24 protein-coding genes are annotated in these 13376 nt (G+C 67.6%); all 24 read right to left on the bottom strand.

Annotated features, from left to right (window positions below; all coding sequences use genetic code 11):
* Positions 1–13 precede the first annotated feature (13 nt).
* Positions 14–895, bottom strand: coding sequence for a type I methionyl aminopeptidase (map, locus tag G448_RS0102325; RefSeq protein ID WP_026406666.1), 882 nt, complete (start codon positions 893–895; stop codon positions 14–16).
* Between the two features lie 203 nt (positions 896–1098).
* On the bottom strand, positions 1099–1680 hold the full coding sequence (locus G448_RS0102330) for an adenylate kinase (RefSeq protein ID WP_245572150.1): 582 nt from the start codon (positions 1678–1680) through the stop codon (positions 1099–1101).
* Positions 1677–2978 carry a preprotein translocase subunit SecY gene (gene secY, locus G448_RS0102335; RefSeq protein WP_026406668.1) on the bottom strand — a complete coding sequence of 434 codons (1302 nt, stop codon included), beginning with the start codon at positions 2976–2978 and terminating at the stop codon, positions 1677–1679. Before secY ends, G448_RS0102330 begins: the two co-directional genes overlap by 4 nt.
* A 274-nt stretch (positions 2979–3252) precedes the next feature.
* Positions 3253–3738 carry a 50S ribosomal protein L15 gene (gene rplO, locus G448_RS0102340; protein WP_034494108.1) on the bottom strand — a complete coding sequence of 162 codons (486 nt, stop codon included), beginning with the start codon at positions 3736–3738 and terminating at the stop codon, positions 3253–3255.
* A 1-nt stretch (position 3739) separates the two neighbouring features.
* Complete coding sequence (gene rpmD, locus G448_RS0102345; protein WP_026406670.1) at positions 3740–3928, bottom strand: 50S ribosomal protein L30; 189 nt, start codon at positions 3926–3928, stop codon at positions 3740–3742.
* Positions 3928–4629 carry a 30S ribosomal protein S5 gene (gene rpsE, locus G448_RS0102350; RefSeq protein WP_026406671.1) on the bottom strand — a complete coding sequence of 234 codons (702 nt, stop codon included), beginning with the start codon at positions 4627–4629 and terminating at the stop codon, positions 3928–3930. The genes rpmD and rpsE overlap by 1 nt, the downstream gene beginning before the upstream one ends.
* A gap of 31 nt (positions 4630–4660) precedes the next feature.
* Positions 4661–5035, bottom strand: coding sequence for a 50S ribosomal protein L18 (gene rplR / locus G448_RS0102355; RefSeq protein WP_026406672.1), 375 nt, complete (start codon positions 5033–5035; stop codon positions 4661–4663).
* Between the two features lie 2 nt (positions 5036–5037).
* The gene (gene rplF / locus G448_RS0102360; RefSeq protein WP_026406673.1) at positions 5038–5577 is read right to left on the bottom strand and encodes a 50S ribosomal protein L6; all 540 of its coding nucleotides are present in this window, start codon (positions 5575–5577) and stop codon (positions 5038–5040) included.
* A 22-nt stretch (positions 5578–5599) separates the two neighbouring features.
* The gene (gene rpsH / locus G448_RS0102365; RefSeq protein WP_026406674.1) at positions 5600–5998 is read right to left on the bottom strand and encodes a 30S ribosomal protein S8; all 399 of its coding nucleotides are present in this window, start codon (positions 5996–5998) and stop codon (positions 5600–5602) included.
* Between the two features lie 57 nt (positions 5999–6055).
* Positions 6056–6241 (bottom strand): type Z 30S ribosomal protein S14, encoded by a 186-nt coding sequence (locus G448_RS0102370; RefSeq protein WP_026406675.1) that lies wholly within the window; start codon positions 6239–6241, stop codon positions 6056–6058.
* A gap of 1 nt (position 6242) precedes the next feature.
* On the bottom strand, positions 6243–6788 hold the full coding sequence (gene rplE / locus G448_RS0102375; RefSeq protein ID WP_026406676.1) for a 50S ribosomal protein L5: 546 nt from the start codon (positions 6786–6788) through the stop codon (positions 6243–6245).
* Positions 6789–6820: 32 nt separating this feature from the next.
* Positions 6821–7165: a 50S ribosomal protein L24 gene (gene rplX, locus G448_RS0102380; RefSeq protein WP_026406677.1), complete on the bottom strand. Its 345-nt coding sequence runs from the start codon at positions 7163–7165 to the stop codon at positions 6821–6823.
* Positions 7166–7169: 4 nt separating this feature from the next.
* The gene (gene rplN / locus G448_RS0102385; RefSeq protein ID WP_026406678.1) at positions 7170–7541 is read right to left on the bottom strand and encodes a 50S ribosomal protein L14; all 372 of its coding nucleotides are present in this window, start codon (positions 7539–7541) and stop codon (positions 7170–7172) included.
* A 506-nt stretch (positions 7542–8047) separates the two neighbouring features.
* Positions 8048–8338, bottom strand: a complete 291-nt coding sequence (rpsQ, locus tag G448_RS0102390) for a 30S ribosomal protein S17 (protein WP_026406679.1) — start codon at positions 8336–8338, stop codon at positions 8048–8050.
* A complete protein-coding gene (gene rpmC, locus G448_RS0102395; RefSeq protein WP_026406680.1) occupies positions 8335–8580 on the bottom strand; it encodes a 50S ribosomal protein L29 in 246 nt (81 codons plus the stop codon). Before rpmC ends, rpsQ begins: the two co-directional genes overlap by 4 nt.
* Positions 8580–8999, bottom strand: coding sequence for a 50S ribosomal protein L16 (gene rplP / locus G448_RS0102400; protein WP_009748896.1), 420 nt, complete (start codon positions 8997–8999; stop codon positions 8580–8582). The genes rpmC and rplP overlap by 1 nt, the downstream gene beginning before the upstream one ends.
* 3 nt (positions 9000–9002) lie before the next feature.
* Positions 9003–9815: a 30S ribosomal protein S3 gene (rpsC, locus tag G448_RS0102405; protein ID WP_026406681.1), complete on the bottom strand. Its 813-nt coding sequence runs from the start codon at positions 9813–9815 to the stop codon at positions 9003–9005.
* Positions 9815–10192 (bottom strand): 50S ribosomal protein L22, encoded by a 378-nt coding sequence (rplV, locus tag G448_RS0102410; protein WP_026406682.1) that lies wholly within the window; start codon positions 10190–10192, stop codon positions 9815–9817. The genes rpsC and rplV overlap by 1 nt, the downstream gene beginning before the upstream one ends.
* 29 nt (positions 10193–10221) lie before the next feature.
* The gene (gene rpsS / locus G448_RS0102415) at positions 10222–10500 is read right to left on the bottom strand and encodes a 30S ribosomal protein S19 (protein WP_008729396.1); all 279 of its coding nucleotides are present in this window, start codon (positions 10498–10500) and stop codon (positions 10222–10224) included.
* 12 nt (positions 10501–10512) lie between these two features.
* The gene (rplB, locus tag G448_RS0102420; RefSeq protein WP_026406683.1) at positions 10513–11349 is read right to left on the bottom strand and encodes a 50S ribosomal protein L2; all 837 of its coding nucleotides are present in this window, start codon (positions 11347–11349) and stop codon (positions 10513–10515) included.
* 21 nt (positions 11350–11370) lie between these two features.
* Entirely contained in the window at positions 11371–11676 is a 306-nt protein-coding gene (gene rplW / locus G448_RS0102425) for a 50S ribosomal protein L23 (RefSeq protein WP_026406684.1), read from the bottom strand.
* Entirely contained in the window at positions 11673–12317 is a 645-nt protein-coding gene (gene rplD, locus G448_RS0102430; RefSeq protein WP_026406685.1) for a 50S ribosomal protein L4, read from the bottom strand. Before rplD ends, rplW begins: the two co-directional genes overlap by 4 nt.
* Positions 12318–12321: 4 nt before the next feature.
* Positions 12322–12990 carry a 50S ribosomal protein L3 gene (gene rplC / locus G448_RS0102435; protein WP_034494115.1) on the bottom strand — a complete coding sequence of 223 codons (669 nt, stop codon included), beginning with the start codon at positions 12988–12990 and terminating at the stop codon, positions 12322–12324.
* Between the two features lie 11 nt (positions 12991–13001).
* Positions 13002–13310 carry a 30S ribosomal protein S10 gene (rpsJ, locus tag G448_RS0102440; RefSeq protein ID WP_003786051.1) on the bottom strand — a complete coding sequence of 103 codons (309 nt, stop codon included), beginning with the start codon at positions 13308–13310 and terminating at the stop codon, positions 13002–13004.
* Between the last annotated feature and the right edge of the window lie 66 nt (positions 13311–13376).

Here is a 13376-nt window from a genome sequence, read left to right on the forward strand (position 1 = left end):
CGGATCGGCCGCCTCAGCGCAGCGGCCGCGGCTCGATGCCGTAGGGATCCAGTCCCTCCACTCCCCCGTCGGAGGCGGTCAGGACCCAGACGCCGCCCGGGACCAGCGCCACCGTGTGCTCCCACTGAGCAGCACGTGATCCGTCGACCGTCACCACCGTCCACCCGTCGTCGAGCTCCTCGACCTCGGGCTCTCCGGCGGCGAGCATCGGCTCGACGGCGAGTACCATGCCCGGTTGCAGGCGGGGCCCCCTGCGCTTGACGGAGTAGTTCAGGACGTCGGGCGCCATGTGCATGGCGGTGCCGATCCCATGGCCGACGTAGTCCTCGAGGATGCCGATGGGGATGTCATGATCACGGCGGGCCTCCGCCACGACGTCCTCGACGGTGTCGCCGACCGCGTTCAGGCGCCCGGCTCGACCGGGGGCCTCGCCGGCCATCGCCCGGGCGAGGGAGGCGATGGCGGCCCACAGCGCACGGTGGGTCGTGGAGTCCAGGATCCGGTCGGAATCGCTGGCGTAGCGGCCGCCGACGACGGTGGTGAAGGCCGCGTCGCCGTGCCACTGGGTACCGGACTCATCGAGCACGTAGGCCCCGCAGTCGAAGGTGACCAGGTCGCCCTCGCGGAGCTCCCGTTCGCCCGGGATGCCGTGCACGACCTCCTCGTTGACCGAGACGCACACCGTCGCCGGATAGTCGTAGTACCCCAGGAAGTTGGAGTGGGCGCCTGCGCGCTCGATCGTCGCCGCGCACACGGCGTCGAGCTCGCCGGTCGTCGCCCCCGGTCGTACCGCCTCCCGCAGGGCGGCGTGGATGTCTGCGACGACGAGGCCCGCGCGCCGCATGTGACGCACCTGGTCGGGTGTCTTGATCTCGATGCGGTTGCGCAGTCTCACGCTTCCTCCTGCGTGTGGTGGCGGAGCATCCGCGGAAGGCGCCGACGCGTCGTCATCGCCGTTGCCGCCGTCGCTGTCTTCGCCGGGTCGGGGCTGCTGTCAGGGCGAGTCGCCGCCGGCCGCGCCAGTCGCTGCTCCCTACTGGGTCGTCGCCGGCCGCAGTCATGACTGCGCGCGACGGAACGGCCGCGACGGCAGTCCGGTCAGGTCGTCGTACGAGCGGCGAGCGCAGCCATCATGCGCTCGGTGACCTCATCGACGTCGCCGATGCCATCGACGCGCACGAGCAGGCCGCGGGCCTCGTACAGCGACGCCAACGGCTCGGTCTGCTCGGCGTAGACCTCGAGACGGCGACGGATGACCGACTCGGTGTCGTCGGCCCGATTCTGCTCGGTGGCGCGCTTGAGCAGGCGCTCGACGACGACCTCGGCGTCCGCTGTGATCTCCAGGACGACATCCAGGGCGAGGCCGGCCTCGGCCAGCATGGCGTCGAGCTCGTGAACCTGAGCCTCGGTACGAGGGTAACCGTCCAGGAGGAAGCCCTGCGCTGCGTCCTCCGCGGCCAGACGGTCCTTGACCATCGCATTGGTCACGGAATCGGGAACGTACTCGCCCCTGTCCATGTACTGCTTGGCCCGCTTGCCGAGCTCGGTCTCCCCCTGGGCGTTGGCGCGGAAGATATCACCGGTGGAGATGGCCGGGACGGACAGGCGCTCGGAGATCCGAGCGGCCTGGGTGCCCTTACCGGCCCCGGGGGGACCGAGGAGGACCATGCGTGCACTCATGAGAGGAACCCTTCGTAGTGGCGCTGCTGGAGCTGGGAGTTGATCTCCTTGACCGTCTGGAGACCGACCCCGACCATAATAAGGATGGTCGTGCCGCCGAAGGGCAGGTTCTGGGACAGGCCGAGCCAGATGACTGCGATGGTTGGCAGCAGGGCCAGCACCACGAGGTAGAACGAGCCCGCCACCGTCACCCTGTTGATGACGTATCTGAGGTAGCTCGCCGTCGGCTCGCCGGCGCGGATGCCGGGGATGAATCCGCCGTACTTCTTCATGTTGTCCGCGATCTCCTCGGGGTTGAAGGTGATCGCCGTGTAGAAGAAGGTGAAGAAGAGAATGAGGACGCCGTAGCCGACGAGGTAGAACGGGGCCGTCTGATGAAGATTCCTCTCGATCCACTGGACCCACGAGCTGGCCCGGTTGCCGAACTGGGCGATGAGCTGCGGCATGGACAGGATCGATGATGCGAAGATGACCGGGATGACGCCCGCGGTGTTGATCTTGACGGGGATGTACGTGGTCGACCCTCCGTACTGGCGCCGGCCGACCATGCGCTTGGCGTACTGGACCGGGATGCGGCGCGTGGCCTGCTCGATGAAGACGACCGCGACCGTGGCCACCAGGATGACGGCGATCACGACGAGGAACTTGGAGACGCCACCGTTGCCCCGGGCGATGGACAGCAGGTTCTGGGGCATGCGGGCGACGATCGAGGTGAAGATGAGCAGCGACATGCCGTTGCCGATGCCGCGCTCGGTGATGAGCTCGCCCAGCCACATGATGAGGCCCGTGCCGGCCGTCATCGTCACGACCATGAGCGCCAGATTGAGGGCGGAGCTGTCGGGGATGACCGCCGAGGGGCAGTTGCCGAAGAGCCTGCCGGCGGCGGCCGTGGCGACGATGGTCGATGACTGCAGGAGGCCCAGGCCGATGGTGAGGTAGCGCGTGTACTCGGTGAGCTTGGCGGTGCCCGACTGCCCCTCCTTGTAGAGCTCCTCGAAACGGGGGATGACCACGCGCAGCAGCTGGATGATGATCGACGCGGTGATGTAGGGCATGATGCCCAGCGCGAAGACGCTCAGCTGGAGCAGGGCCCCGCCGGAGAAGATGTCGATGAGGCTCAGCAATCCGGGCCCGTTCTGCTCCTTGCTCCAGCCGATGCACTGCTGGACATTGGCCAGGTCCACGCCCGGCGTCGGCATGACCGACCCCAGACGGAACAGAGCCATGATGCCCAGGGTGAAGAGGAGCTTCGCCCTGAGGTCCGGCGTCCTGAACGCCTGCATGAACGCGCTGAGCACTCGGTCTCCTCTGGGTTGCGGAAGGTGTCATGACGCCGTCCGCCCGTTACGGGCGCCGACGCTCCGGCGCCGGAAAAGCGCCGCTGGCCACCCTACCCTGCCTCATGCGGCTGTTACCCTCTCGTTGCCCGGTCGCAACAGGGTATCGGTCACGCCTCCGGGACGACGGCGCTCCCGGAGGACGGGGCGAGGGAGCCATCAAGCGAAACGCCCCGGGCGGCGAGGGCCGCTGCCCTCCCGAACCGGGGCGTTCGCTCGCGTACCCGCTCTGCGCTCAGCGAGCGGTGAGGGATCCGCCGGCCGCCTCGATCTTCTCCTTGGCGGAACCGGACCAGGCATCGACGACGACATCGAGCCTGACATCCACATCGCCAGATCCCAGAACCTTCACCGGGCGGTGCTTGCGGACGGCGCCCGCGGCCACGAGATCCTCCACCGTGATGGTGCCGCCGGCCGGGAAGAGCTCGGCGATGCGGCCGACGTTGACGGGCTGATACTCGATGCGGTTGGGGTTCTTGAAGCCGCGGAGCTTGGGCAGCCGCATGTGCAGCGGCATCTGGCCGCCCTCGAAACCAGGGCGGACCTGGCGGCGGGCCTTGGTGCCCTTGGTCCCCCGGCCCGCGGTCTTGCCCTTGGAGGCCTCACCGCGGCCCACCCGGGTCTTGGCCTTCTTCGAGCCCGGGGCGGGGCGGAGGTGGTGCAGCCTGATGATCTGCGGCTGCTCCCCGGCGTCCTCCCCGGTCTTCCTGATATCAGCCATCTCAGGCCTCCTCAACGGTGACGAGGTGCGTCACCTTGGCAATCATGCCGCGGACGGACGCGTTGTCCTCGCGAACGACGGACTGGCGGATCTTACGCAGGCCGAGAGACTTCAGCGTCTCGCGCTGGCGGCGCGTGCCGCCGATGCCCGAGCGAACCTGAGTCACCCTGATCTGCTTGGCGGTAGCCATTACGCACCCACTCCTTCAGCGGCCTTGACGGCCTCCTTCTTCTCAGCCTCGACGCGCCTGTCGGCCTCGCCCTCCGCGCGGGCCCGCAGCATGGACTGCGGGGCGACGTCCTCCAGGGGCAGTCCGCGGCGAGCCGCGACGTTCTCGGGCTGCTCGAGCTTGCTCAACGCGTCCACCGTCGCGTGCACGATGTTGATCGCGTTGGAGGAGCCGAGGGACTTCGTCAGGACGTCGTGAACGCCGGCGCAGTCCAGCACGGCGCGCACCGGACCGCCCGCGATAACGCCGGTACCGGGGGAGGCCGGCCGCAGGAGGACGACTCCGGCGGAGTCCTCGCCCTGAACGAGGTGGGGAATCGTGCGACGGATCATCGGGACGTGGAAGAAATTCTTCTTCGCGATCTCGACAGCCTTGGCGATGGCGGAGGGGACCTCCTTCGCCTTGCCGTAGCCGACGCCCACGGTGCCCTCGCCGTCGCCGACAACGACCAGCGCCGTGAAGGTGAAGCGGCGACCGCCCTTGACGACCTTGGACACGCGGTTGATGGTGACGACGCGCTCGATGTACTTGTCGTCGTTTCCGCGGTCGCGACGATCGCGGCGGTCGTTGCGGTCACGGCGGCCGCGGGCCTCGCCACGCTCATTGTCGCGCTGGGCCGAGCCGCCGGACGACGCGGACCTGTTTCGCTGCGGTGCAGCCATCAGATGCTCCTCTGCTTTCTCGTCGTCTTGCTCACAGCGTCAGGCCGGCCTCACGGGCGCCCTCGGCGACGGCCGCCACACGGCCGTGGTACTTGTTGCCGCCGCGGTCGAAGACGACCGTCTCAATGCCCAGGGCCCTGGCGCGCTCGGCCACGAGCTCGCCCACCCTGCGGGCGGCGCCCACCTTGTGACCCGGGGCGCCCTTGGCGGCCTCCTCCAGCGTGGAGGCGGCGCACAGGGTGTGGCCGATGGTGTCGTCCACGACCTGAGCCACCATGTGGCGGTTGGACCGGCTGACGACCAGGCGCGGACGCTCCGGAGTGCCGTTGACGCGCTTGCGCACGCGCTGGTGGCGAAGCTTGCGGGCCACCGCCTTGGACTTGGTCCTCTTGATCGAGTAAGCCATGGTCACTTACCAGCCTTTCCGACCTTGCGGCGCACGTTCTCGCCGGCGTAGCGCACACCCTTGCCCTTGTACGGCTCCGGCGGGCGGATCTTGCGAATGTTCGCGGCGACCTCGCCGACCTGCTCCTTGGAGATGCCCGAGACGATGATCTTCAGGTTCCCCTCGACCTTCAGCTCGATGCCCTCGGGGGCCTCGACGGTCACGGTGTGGGAGAAGCCGAGCGAGAGCTCGACGCCGGCGCCCTTCTGGGCGGCCCGGTATCCGGTGCCGACGATCTCGAGCTGCTTGGAGTAGCCCTCGGTGACGCCGACGACCATGTTGCTGATGAGCGTGCGGGACAAGCCGTGCAGTGAACGGGACTCGCGCTCGTCATCAGGGCGGGTCACCAGGATGGTGCCGTCCTCCTGGCGGGTGACGCTCAGTGGTTGGGCGATTGTGCGGGACAGAGTGCCCTTGGGGCCCTTGACCGTCACATCGTTGCCCTTGATGGTGACGTCCACTCCGGCGGGAACCGGAACGGGAAGTCGTCCGATACGAGACATGAATTCTCCTCCGCTCCCTATCTCACCAGACGTAGGCGAGCACTTCGCCGCCCACACCTCTGGACTCGGCCTGCTTGTCGGTCAGGAGACCGGAGGAGGTGGACAGGATCGCCACCCCCAGGCCGCCGAGAACCTTGGGCAGGTTCGTGGACTTGGCGTAGACGCGCAGCCCGGGCTTGGAGACGCGCTTGAGACCCTGGATGGCCCGTTGGCGGTTGGCTCCGTACTTGAGGCTCAGCGTGAGCGTCTTGCCCACCGCGGCGTCGGCGACCTCGTAGCCGGCGATGTAGCCCTCGTTCTTGAGCATCGAGGCGATATTCACCTTGAGCTTGCTCGACGGCATTGAGACGGTGTCGTGGTAGGCGTTGTTTGCGTTGCGCAGACGGGTCAGCATGTCTGCGATCGGGTCTGTCATAGTCATGAGTGGGCCTTGGCCCTTCCTCGTCGTGGTTTCCTCGCGGACCTGCGACGTAAGTTCTTACCAGCTGGACTTGCTCACGCCGGGGAGCTGGCCGCCCAGGGCCATCTCGCGCAGGCAGATACGGCACAGGCCGAACTTGCGGTACACCGAGTGCGGCCGGCCGCAACGCTGGCAGCGGGTGTAGGCGCGGACGCCGAACTTCGGCTTGCGGTTGGCCTTCTCGATCAGAGCGGTCTTCGCCATGTCACTTCTCCTTGAAGGGGAAGCCGAGCTGCCGCAGCAGCGAGCGGGCCTCCTCGTCTGTCTTGGCCGTGGTCACCACGGTGATGTCCATGCCGCGCACGCGGTCGATCTTGTCCTGGTCGATCTCGTGGAACACGGCCTGCTCCGTAAGACCGAAGGTGTAGTTGCCGTTGCCGTCGAACTGCTTCGGGGACAGACCGCGGAAGTCGCGGATCCGGGGAAGCGAGATCGAGATGAGGCGGTCGAGGAACTCCCACATGCGGTCGCCGCGCAGCGTGACGTGAGCGCCGATCGGCTGGCCCTCGCGCAGCTTGAACTGGGCGATGGACTTGCGGGCCCGGGTCACCTGGGGCTTCTGGCCCGTGATGGCGGCCAGGTCGCGCACGGCGCCCTCGATCATCTTGGAGTCGTGGGCGGCCTCGCCCACACCCATGTTGACGACGACCTTGACGAGACGCCCGACCTCCATGACGTTGCCGTGCTTGAACTCCTTGCGGAGGGCCGGATGCACCTCCTCGGTGTACCTCGTCTTGAGGCGCGGGGTGATCTTCTCGGCCCTGTCAGTCTTCTCGGTCACGGTCACAGGTCCTCCCCGGACTTCTTGGCGTAACGCACGCGAACGGTGCGCTTGCGGCCATTGGGACGCACGCCCTCCTCGACGCGGAAGCCGACGCGGGTGCGCTTCTTGGTCTTGGGGTCGACGGGCATGACATTGGAGATGTGGATCGGAGCCTCCACCGTCTCGATGCCGCCGGTGCGGGCGCCCTGCGCGGTCTGCCCGGCCCTGACATGCTTGGTGACGCGCTGGACGCCCTCGACGATGACGCGGTCGACGCCCGGCATCACCTGGAGCACGCGGCCCGTCTTGCCCTTGTCCTTGCCCGCGATGACGATGACCTGGTCGCCCTTCTTGATGCGTGCCATATGTTCAGATCACCTCCGGAGCGAGCGAGACGATGCGCATGAACTTCTTCTCGCGAAGCTCACGGCCCACGGGGCCGAAGATGCGCGTGCCGCGCGGCTCGCTGTCATTGTTCCTGAGGATGACGGCCGCGTTCTCGTCGAAGCGGATGTACGAGCCGTCCGGGCGGCGACGCTCTTTGGCCGCGCGCACGACGACGGCCTTGACGACCTCGCCCTTCTTGACGTTGCCGCCGGGAATGGCGTCCTTCACGGTGGCGACGATCGTGTCGCCGATGCCCGCATAGCGCCGACCCGAGCCGCCGAGCACACGGATGCAAAGGATCTCCTTGGCACCGGTGTTGTCGGCGACCTTCAGTCGCGACTCCTGCTGGATCATTGAGTGTTCTCCTGTCGTCGAGCCGGTTCTCGGCCCTCCCGAGGGCGAGCGAGCCTGGCCGAACGTTCCTTCTTCTCTTGCGCACTCCTCCACCCGCCGGGGACGAATGGATCCACGGCTGGCACAGGCTCGCGTATTCCGCCAGACACAGGCGCACAGGATTCGAGGTCTTAGCGCAAGGTCTCCGACGGGCGCACCGAGGGCGCACGCAACTCTGCAACTCTAGTGCAGGCCAGAACTCCAACGGTACTGCCGAGCTCATTGCCCGCCTGTGCCTTTGCTCACCGGGGATGATGACGACGGGTGAGGACAGACGCCGGCACCGGCGTCACCCCACCGGACCCGCGTGCCGTGCCGGCGAAACGATCTCGGCGCGGAACCCGAGCGATCCCGCGAAAGGGCAGAGGCGGCTGCGACGCCGCGACGCCGCAGCCGCCTTCGGAGGCGGGCTGCGGCGTCGTGCGATTGGCCGGATGACCGAGTACGGTGATCAAGTCACCGGCACGTCACTTGGCCTTCTCGATGATCTCGACCAGGCGCCAGCGCTTGGTGGCGCTGAGCGGACGGGTCTCCATGATCCGAACGAGATCGCCGGGGTGGGCCTCATTGCGCTCGTCGTGAACCTTGACCTTCTTGGAACGACGGAGGACCTTGCCGTACAGCGAATGCTTGTAGCGCTCCTCGAGCGTGACGACGACGGTCTTGTCCATCTTGTCGGACACGACGTACCCACGCCGAACCTTGCGCTGGTTGCGCTCCTTGGACTCGGTGGCACTGGTGCTGTTCTGCTCGCTCACTTGGACTCCTGGCTGCTCGGAGCGGTACGGATGCCGAGCTCACGCTCGCGCACGATCGTATGGATACGGGCGATGTCACGACGCACCGCCTTGAGACGACCGTGGTCCTCGAGCTGCCCGGTCGCGGCGGCGAACCGGAGGTTGAACAGCTCGGCCTTGGCCTTGGAGAGCTCCTCGGCGAGGCGCTCGTTGTCCATGGCGTCGAGGTCGGTCGGGGTCAGATCCTTCGAGCCGATAGCCATCAGACGTCACCACCCTCACGAGTCACGAAACGGGTCTTCATCGGAAGCTTGTGCTGCGCACGACGCATGGCCTCACGGGCGAGCGCCTCGTCGACACCGCCGAGCTCGAACATGATGCGCCCCGGCTTGACATTGGCGATCCACCACTCGGGAGCGCCCTTGCCGGAGCCCATGCGGGTCTCGGCGGGCTTCTTGGTCAGCGGGCGGTCCGGGAAGATATTGATCCACACCTTGCCGCCGCGCTTGATGTGACGGGTCATGGCGATACGAGCCGCCTCGATCTGACGATTGGTGACGTAGGCCGGCTCAAGGGCCTGGATGCCGTAGTCACCGAAGGCGATCCGGTTGCCGCCCTTGGACAGGCCCGTGCGATGCGGGCGGTGCTGCTTGCGGAACTTGGTCCGACGGGGGATGAGCACGGCTCAGGCCTCCGTTCCCTGGTCTGCGGCAGCAGCCTCGGCGGCCGGCGCCTGCTCGGCCTGCTGCTGCTCGGTGTTCTGACGCGAAGCGCGATCGCCACGGCGACCACCGCGACGCTCGCCCCGGCCTCCACGACCGCGCGGGCCGGACTCGGCCTGCTGACGAGCGAACTCGCGCTCGGTCATGTCGCCCTTGTAGATCCACACCTTGACGCCGAGGCGGCCGAAGGTGGTCTTGGCCTCGTAGAAGCCGTAGTCGATGTTCGCCCGCAGGGTGTGCAGCGGCACCCGGCCCTCGCGGTAGAACTCGCTGCGGCTCATCTCGGCGCCGCCCAGGCGACCGGAGCACTGCACCCGGATGCCCTTGGCACCGGCGCGCATGGCCGACTGCATGCCCTTGCGCATGGCGCGCCGGAAGGACACGCGGGAGGCGAGCTGCTCGGCGATGCCCTGGGCGACGAGCTGGGCGTCCAGATCGGGGCTCTTGACCTCGAGGATATTGAGCTGGACCTGCTTGCCGGTCAGCTTCTCGAGCTGACCGCGCAGGCGCTCGGCCTCGGCACCACGACGGCCAATGACGATGCCCGGGCGGGCGGTGTGCAGATCGACGCGAACGCGGTCACGGGTGCGCTCGATGTCGACCTTGGAGATACCGGCCCGCTCCATGCCGTCCGCCATGAGCCGGCGGATCTTGACGTCCTCGTCCACGAAGTCGCGGTACCGCTGACCGGGCTTCGTGGAGTCGGCGAACCAGCGCGAGCGGTGGTCCGTGGTGATGCCCAGGCGGAACCCGGTCGGGTTGACCTTCTGCCCCATTACCGGGCTCCTTCCTTCTGTGCGGCGTCGGAGCGGTCTCCGACGATGACGGTGATATGACTGGTCCGCTTGAGGATTCGGCTGGCGCGCCCCTGAGCGCGGGGACGGAACCGCTTGAGGGTCGGGCCCTCGTCGGCGTACACCTCAGTGATGTAGAGGTCGTTCTCGTCGAAGCGCTCGCCGTCCCGCTCGGCCTTGAACCGCGCGTTGGCGATGGCGGACTCGATAACCTTGCGCACCGGCACCGCAGCGGCCTGCGGGGCGAAGCGGAGCACGCCCACGGCCTCGACAGCGCGTTTGCCGCGGACGACGTTCACAACACGACGCGCCTTCATCGGCGTGCAGCGCACGTACTTGGCCTGCGCCTTGGCTTCCATGTTCTCTGCCTCTCTATCGTCCACCGGCGTCAGCGACGCGACTTGCGGTCGTCCTTGACGTGCCCGCGGAAGGTGCGGGTCGGAGCGAACTCGCCGAGCTTGTGGCCCACCATGGACTCGGTGACGAAGACCGGGACGTGCTTGCGACCGTCGTGGACGGCGAAGGTGTGTCCGAGGAAGTCCGGCGTGATGACCGAACGACGGGACCAGGTCTTGATGACGTTCTTGGTGCCCTTCTCGTTCTGGGCGTCCACCTTCTTCTGGAGGTGGTCGTCGACGAAGGGCCCCTTCTTCAGGCTGCGCGGCATATCAGGCTCCTATCAGCGCTTCTTGCCGGTCCGACGACGACGCACGATGAGACGGTCGCTGGACTTATTGGGACGACGGGTACGGCCCTCGGGCTTGCCCCACGGGGAGACGGGGTGACGACCGCCGGAGGTGCGGCCCTCACCACCACCGTGCGGATGGTCCACGGGGTTCATGACAACACCTCGGACGGTCGGCCGCACGCCCTTCCAACGCATGCGGCCGGCTTTGCCCCAGTTGATGTTGGACTGCTCGGCGTTGCCGACCTCGCCGACGGTGGCTCGGCAGGCGGCCTCCACGTTGCGGATCTCGCCGGAGGGCATGCGCAGCTGCGCGTACTTGCCCTCCTTGGCGACCAGCTGCACCGAGGCGCCCGCGGAACGGGCGATCTTGGCGCCGCCGCCGGGTCGCAGCTCGACGGCGTGCACCACGGTGCCGGTGGGGATGCTGCGCAACGGCAGATTGTTCCCGGGCTTGATGTCCGCATTCGGCCCGGCCTCGACCCGGTCGCCCTGACGGAGCCGGTTCGGCGCGATGATGTAGCGCTTCTCGCCGTCCACGTAGTGCAGCAGGGCGATACGAGCGGTGCGGTTGGGGTCGTACTCGATGTGAGCGACCTTGGCGGGCACGCCATCCTTGTCATGACGACGGAAGTCGATGACGCGATAGGCGCGCTTGTGACCGCCGCCCTTGTGACGAGTGGTCACACGACCGTGGTTGTTGCGCCCACCGGTCTTGCTCAGCGGGCGGACGAGGGACTTCTCGGGCCTGTTGCGCGTGATCTCCACGAAGTCGGCCACAGAGGAGCCGCGGCGACCCGGCGTCGTCGGCTTGTACTTACGGATTCCCATGTCGATCCTCTACCTTCCGGGTCACTTCGTCACGTCGCCGAAGATGTCGATGGTGCCCTCGCGCAGCGTGACGATGGCGCGCTTGGTGTCCTTCGACTTCCCCAGGCCGGTGCGGGAACGGCGGGTCTTGCCCTGTCGGTTCTGGGTGTTCACGGACGCGACCTTGACATCGAAGATGGCCTCGACGGCCTGCTTGATCTCGGTCTTGTTGGAGCCCGGCGCGACGATGAACGTGTACTGGCCACGATCCATGCAGGCGTAGGACTTCTCGGAGACGACCGGCGCGACGATGACGTCGCGGGGGTTCTTGGACTTCTCGAGGCTCACTTGGACTCCTCCTCGCCCCTGCCCAGGAAGCGGTCCAGGGCGTCGGCAGTGAAGATGACGTCGTCGTTGTTCAGGACGTCGTAGGTGTTGAGCTGGTCGGCCCAGGTCACGTGGACGTCGGGCAGGTTGCGCAGGCTGAGGATGCTGAGGACGTCCTCACGATTCACAACGACGAGTGCCTTGCGATCGGTGAGGTTCCGCAGCCCGGCCAGCGCCTGCTTGGTGGAGGGCCTGTCGGCCACGAGGAACTCGGTGATGACGTGGACGCGGCCGTTGCGCGCGCGGTCGGACAGGGCGCTGCGCAGAGCGGCGGCCTTCATCTTCTTGGGTGTGCGCTGGGTGTAGTCGCGCGGCTGCGGGCCGTGGACGACGCCGCCACCGGTGAACTGCGGGGCGCGGATCGAGCCCTGACGAGCGCGGCCGGTGCCCTTCTGGCGGTAGGGCTTGCGTCCGCCGCCGCGGACCGTGCCGCGGGTCCTGGTGGCGTGAGTGCCCTGGCGGGCCGCGGCGAGCTGGGCCACGACGACCTGGTGCATGAGCGGGATATTGGGCTCGACGTCGAAGACCTCGGCGGGCAGCTCGATGGTGCCGGCCTTCTGGCCCTTCGAATCGACGATCGTGACGGAGAGTGCCTCTGCCATGGTGTCAGGCTCCCTTCACGGCGGTGCGGACGACGACGACCGCGCCCTTGGGGCCGGGGACGGCGCCGCCCACGAGGAGCACGCCCTTGTCGGCGTCGATGCCGCGGACCTTGAGGTTCTGGACGGTGGTGGTGGCGTGGCCCATGCGACCGGCCATGCGCAGGCCCTTGAAGATGCGGCCGGGAGTGGCGCAGGCGCCGATGGATCCCGGCTTGCGGTGGTTGCGGTGCGCACCGTGGGAGGCGCCCACGCCGGAGAAGCCGTGGCGCTTCATGACGCCCGCGAAGCCCTTGCCCTTGGAGGTGCCGGTGACATCGACCAGCTGGCCGACCTCGAAGGTGCTGGCGGTGAGCTCCTGGCCAAGGGTGAACTCGTCGGCCAGAGGGGTGCGGACCTCGGCGACGTGACGACGAGGGGCGACCCCGGCCTTGTCGAAATGGCCCTTGAGGGGCTTGGTGACCTTGCGCTCGTCGATCTCGCCGAAGGCGAGCTGAACGGCCTCGTACCCATCGGTCTCGACGGTGCGGATCTGGGTCACGACATTGGTGTCGACGCGCACGACCGTGACGGGGCGGAGGCGTCCGTTCTCGTCCCAGATCTGCGTCATGCCGAGCTTGGTGCCGAGCAGCGCCCTGGTGGGCGCAGCGGCAGCCGGCTGGTTAAGCGTAGTCATGGCCTCTTACCTCAGAGCTTGATCTCGATGTTGACGTCGGCCGGCAGATCGAGCCGCATGAGCGAATCGACGGCCTTGGGCGTCGGGTCGACGATGTCGATCAGCCGCTTGTGCGTGCGCATCTCGAAGTGCTCGCGGCTGTCCTTGTACTTGTGCGGCGACCGGATGACGCAGAACACGTTCTTCTCGGTCGGCAGCGGCACCGGACCCACGACCGTCGCACCTGCGCGGGTCACGACGTCGACGATCTTGCGCGCCGAGGAGTCGATGACCTCGTGGTCATAGGACTTGAGCCGGATGCGGATCTTCTGTCCCGCCATGGCGCCTAACCTCTCTTGCTTTCGGTGACCGGTCCACGCGCTCGGGCGTGTCGCGAGAGGACGCGC

Source organism: Actinomyces gerencseriae DSM 6844 (assembly GCF_000429265.1).
Taxonomy (GTDB): domain Bacteria; phylum Actinomycetota; class Actinomycetes; order Actinomycetales; family Actinomycetaceae; genus Actinomyces; species Actinomyces gerencseriae.

Bases quoted from the DNA above. Each gene is read 5' to 3' on its own strand.
- G448_RS0102330 (WP_245572150.1), bottom strand. From the start codon at position 1,680: ATGAGTGCACGCATGGTCCTCCTCGGTCCCCCCGGGGCCGGTAAGGGC.
- rplO (WP_034494108.1), bottom strand. From the start codon at position 3,738: ATGGCTGATATCAGGAAGACCGGGGAGGACGCCGGGGAGCAGCCGCAG.
- rpsJ (WP_003786051.1), bottom strand. From the start codon at position 13,310: ATGGCGGGACAGAAGATCCGCATCCGGCTCAAGTCCTATGACCACGAG.
- rplC (WP_034494115.1), bottom strand. From the start codon at position 12,990: ATGACTACGCTTAACCAGCCGGCTGCCGCTGCGCCCACCAGGGCGCTG.
- rpsC (WP_026406681.1), bottom strand. From the start codon at position 9,815: ATGGGGCAGAAGGTCAACCCGACCGGGTTCCGCCTGGGCATCACCACG.
- rplB (WP_026406683.1), bottom strand. From the start codon at position 11,349: ATGGGAATCCGTAAGTACAAGCCGACGACGCCGGGTCGCCGCGGCTCC.
- rpmD (WP_026406670.1), bottom strand. From the start codon at position 3,928: ATGGCTACCGCCAAGCAGATCAGGGTGACTCAGGTTCGCTCGGGCATC.
- rplV (WP_026406682.1), bottom strand. From the start codon at position 10,192: ATGGAAGCCAAGGCGCAGGCCAAGTACGTGCGCTGCACGCCGATGAAG.
- rpsS (WP_008729396.1), bottom strand. From the start codon at position 10,500: ATGCCGCGCAGCCTGAAGAAGGGGCCCTTCGTCGACGACCACCTCCAG.
- rplR (WP_026406672.1), bottom strand. From the start codon at position 5,035: ATGGCTTACTCGATCAAGAGGACCAAGTCCAAGGCGGTGGCCCGCAAG.
- G448_RS0102370 (WP_026406675.1), bottom strand. From the start codon at position 6,241: ATGGCGAAGACCGCTCTGATCGAGAAGGCCAACCGCAAGCCGAAGTTC.
- rpsH (WP_026406674.1), bottom strand. From the start codon at position 5,998: ATGACTATGACAGACCCGATCGCAGACATGCTGACCCGTCTGCGCAAC.
- rplF (WP_026406673.1), bottom strand. From the start codon at position 5,577: ATGTCTCGTATCGGACGACTTCCCGTTCCGGTTCCCGCCGGAGTGGAC.
- rplX (WP_026406677.1), bottom strand. From the start codon at position 7,165: ATGGCACGCATCAAGAAGGGCGACCAGGTCATCGTCATCGCGGGCAAG.
- rplD (WP_026406685.1), bottom strand. From the start codon at position 12,317: ATGGCAGAGGCACTCTCCGTCACGATCGTCGATTCGAAGGGCCAGAAG.
- rpmC (WP_026406680.1), bottom strand. From the start codon at position 8,580: ATGGCTATCGGCTCGAAGGATCTGACCCCGACCGACCTCGACGCCATG.
- rpsE (WP_026406671.1), bottom strand. From the start codon at position 4,629: ATGGCTGCACCGCAGCGAAACAGGTCCGCGTCGTCCGGCGGCTCGGCC.
- rplN (WP_026406678.1), bottom strand. From the start codon at position 7,541: ATGATCCAGCAGGAGTCGCGACTGAAGGTCGCCGACAACACCGGTGCC.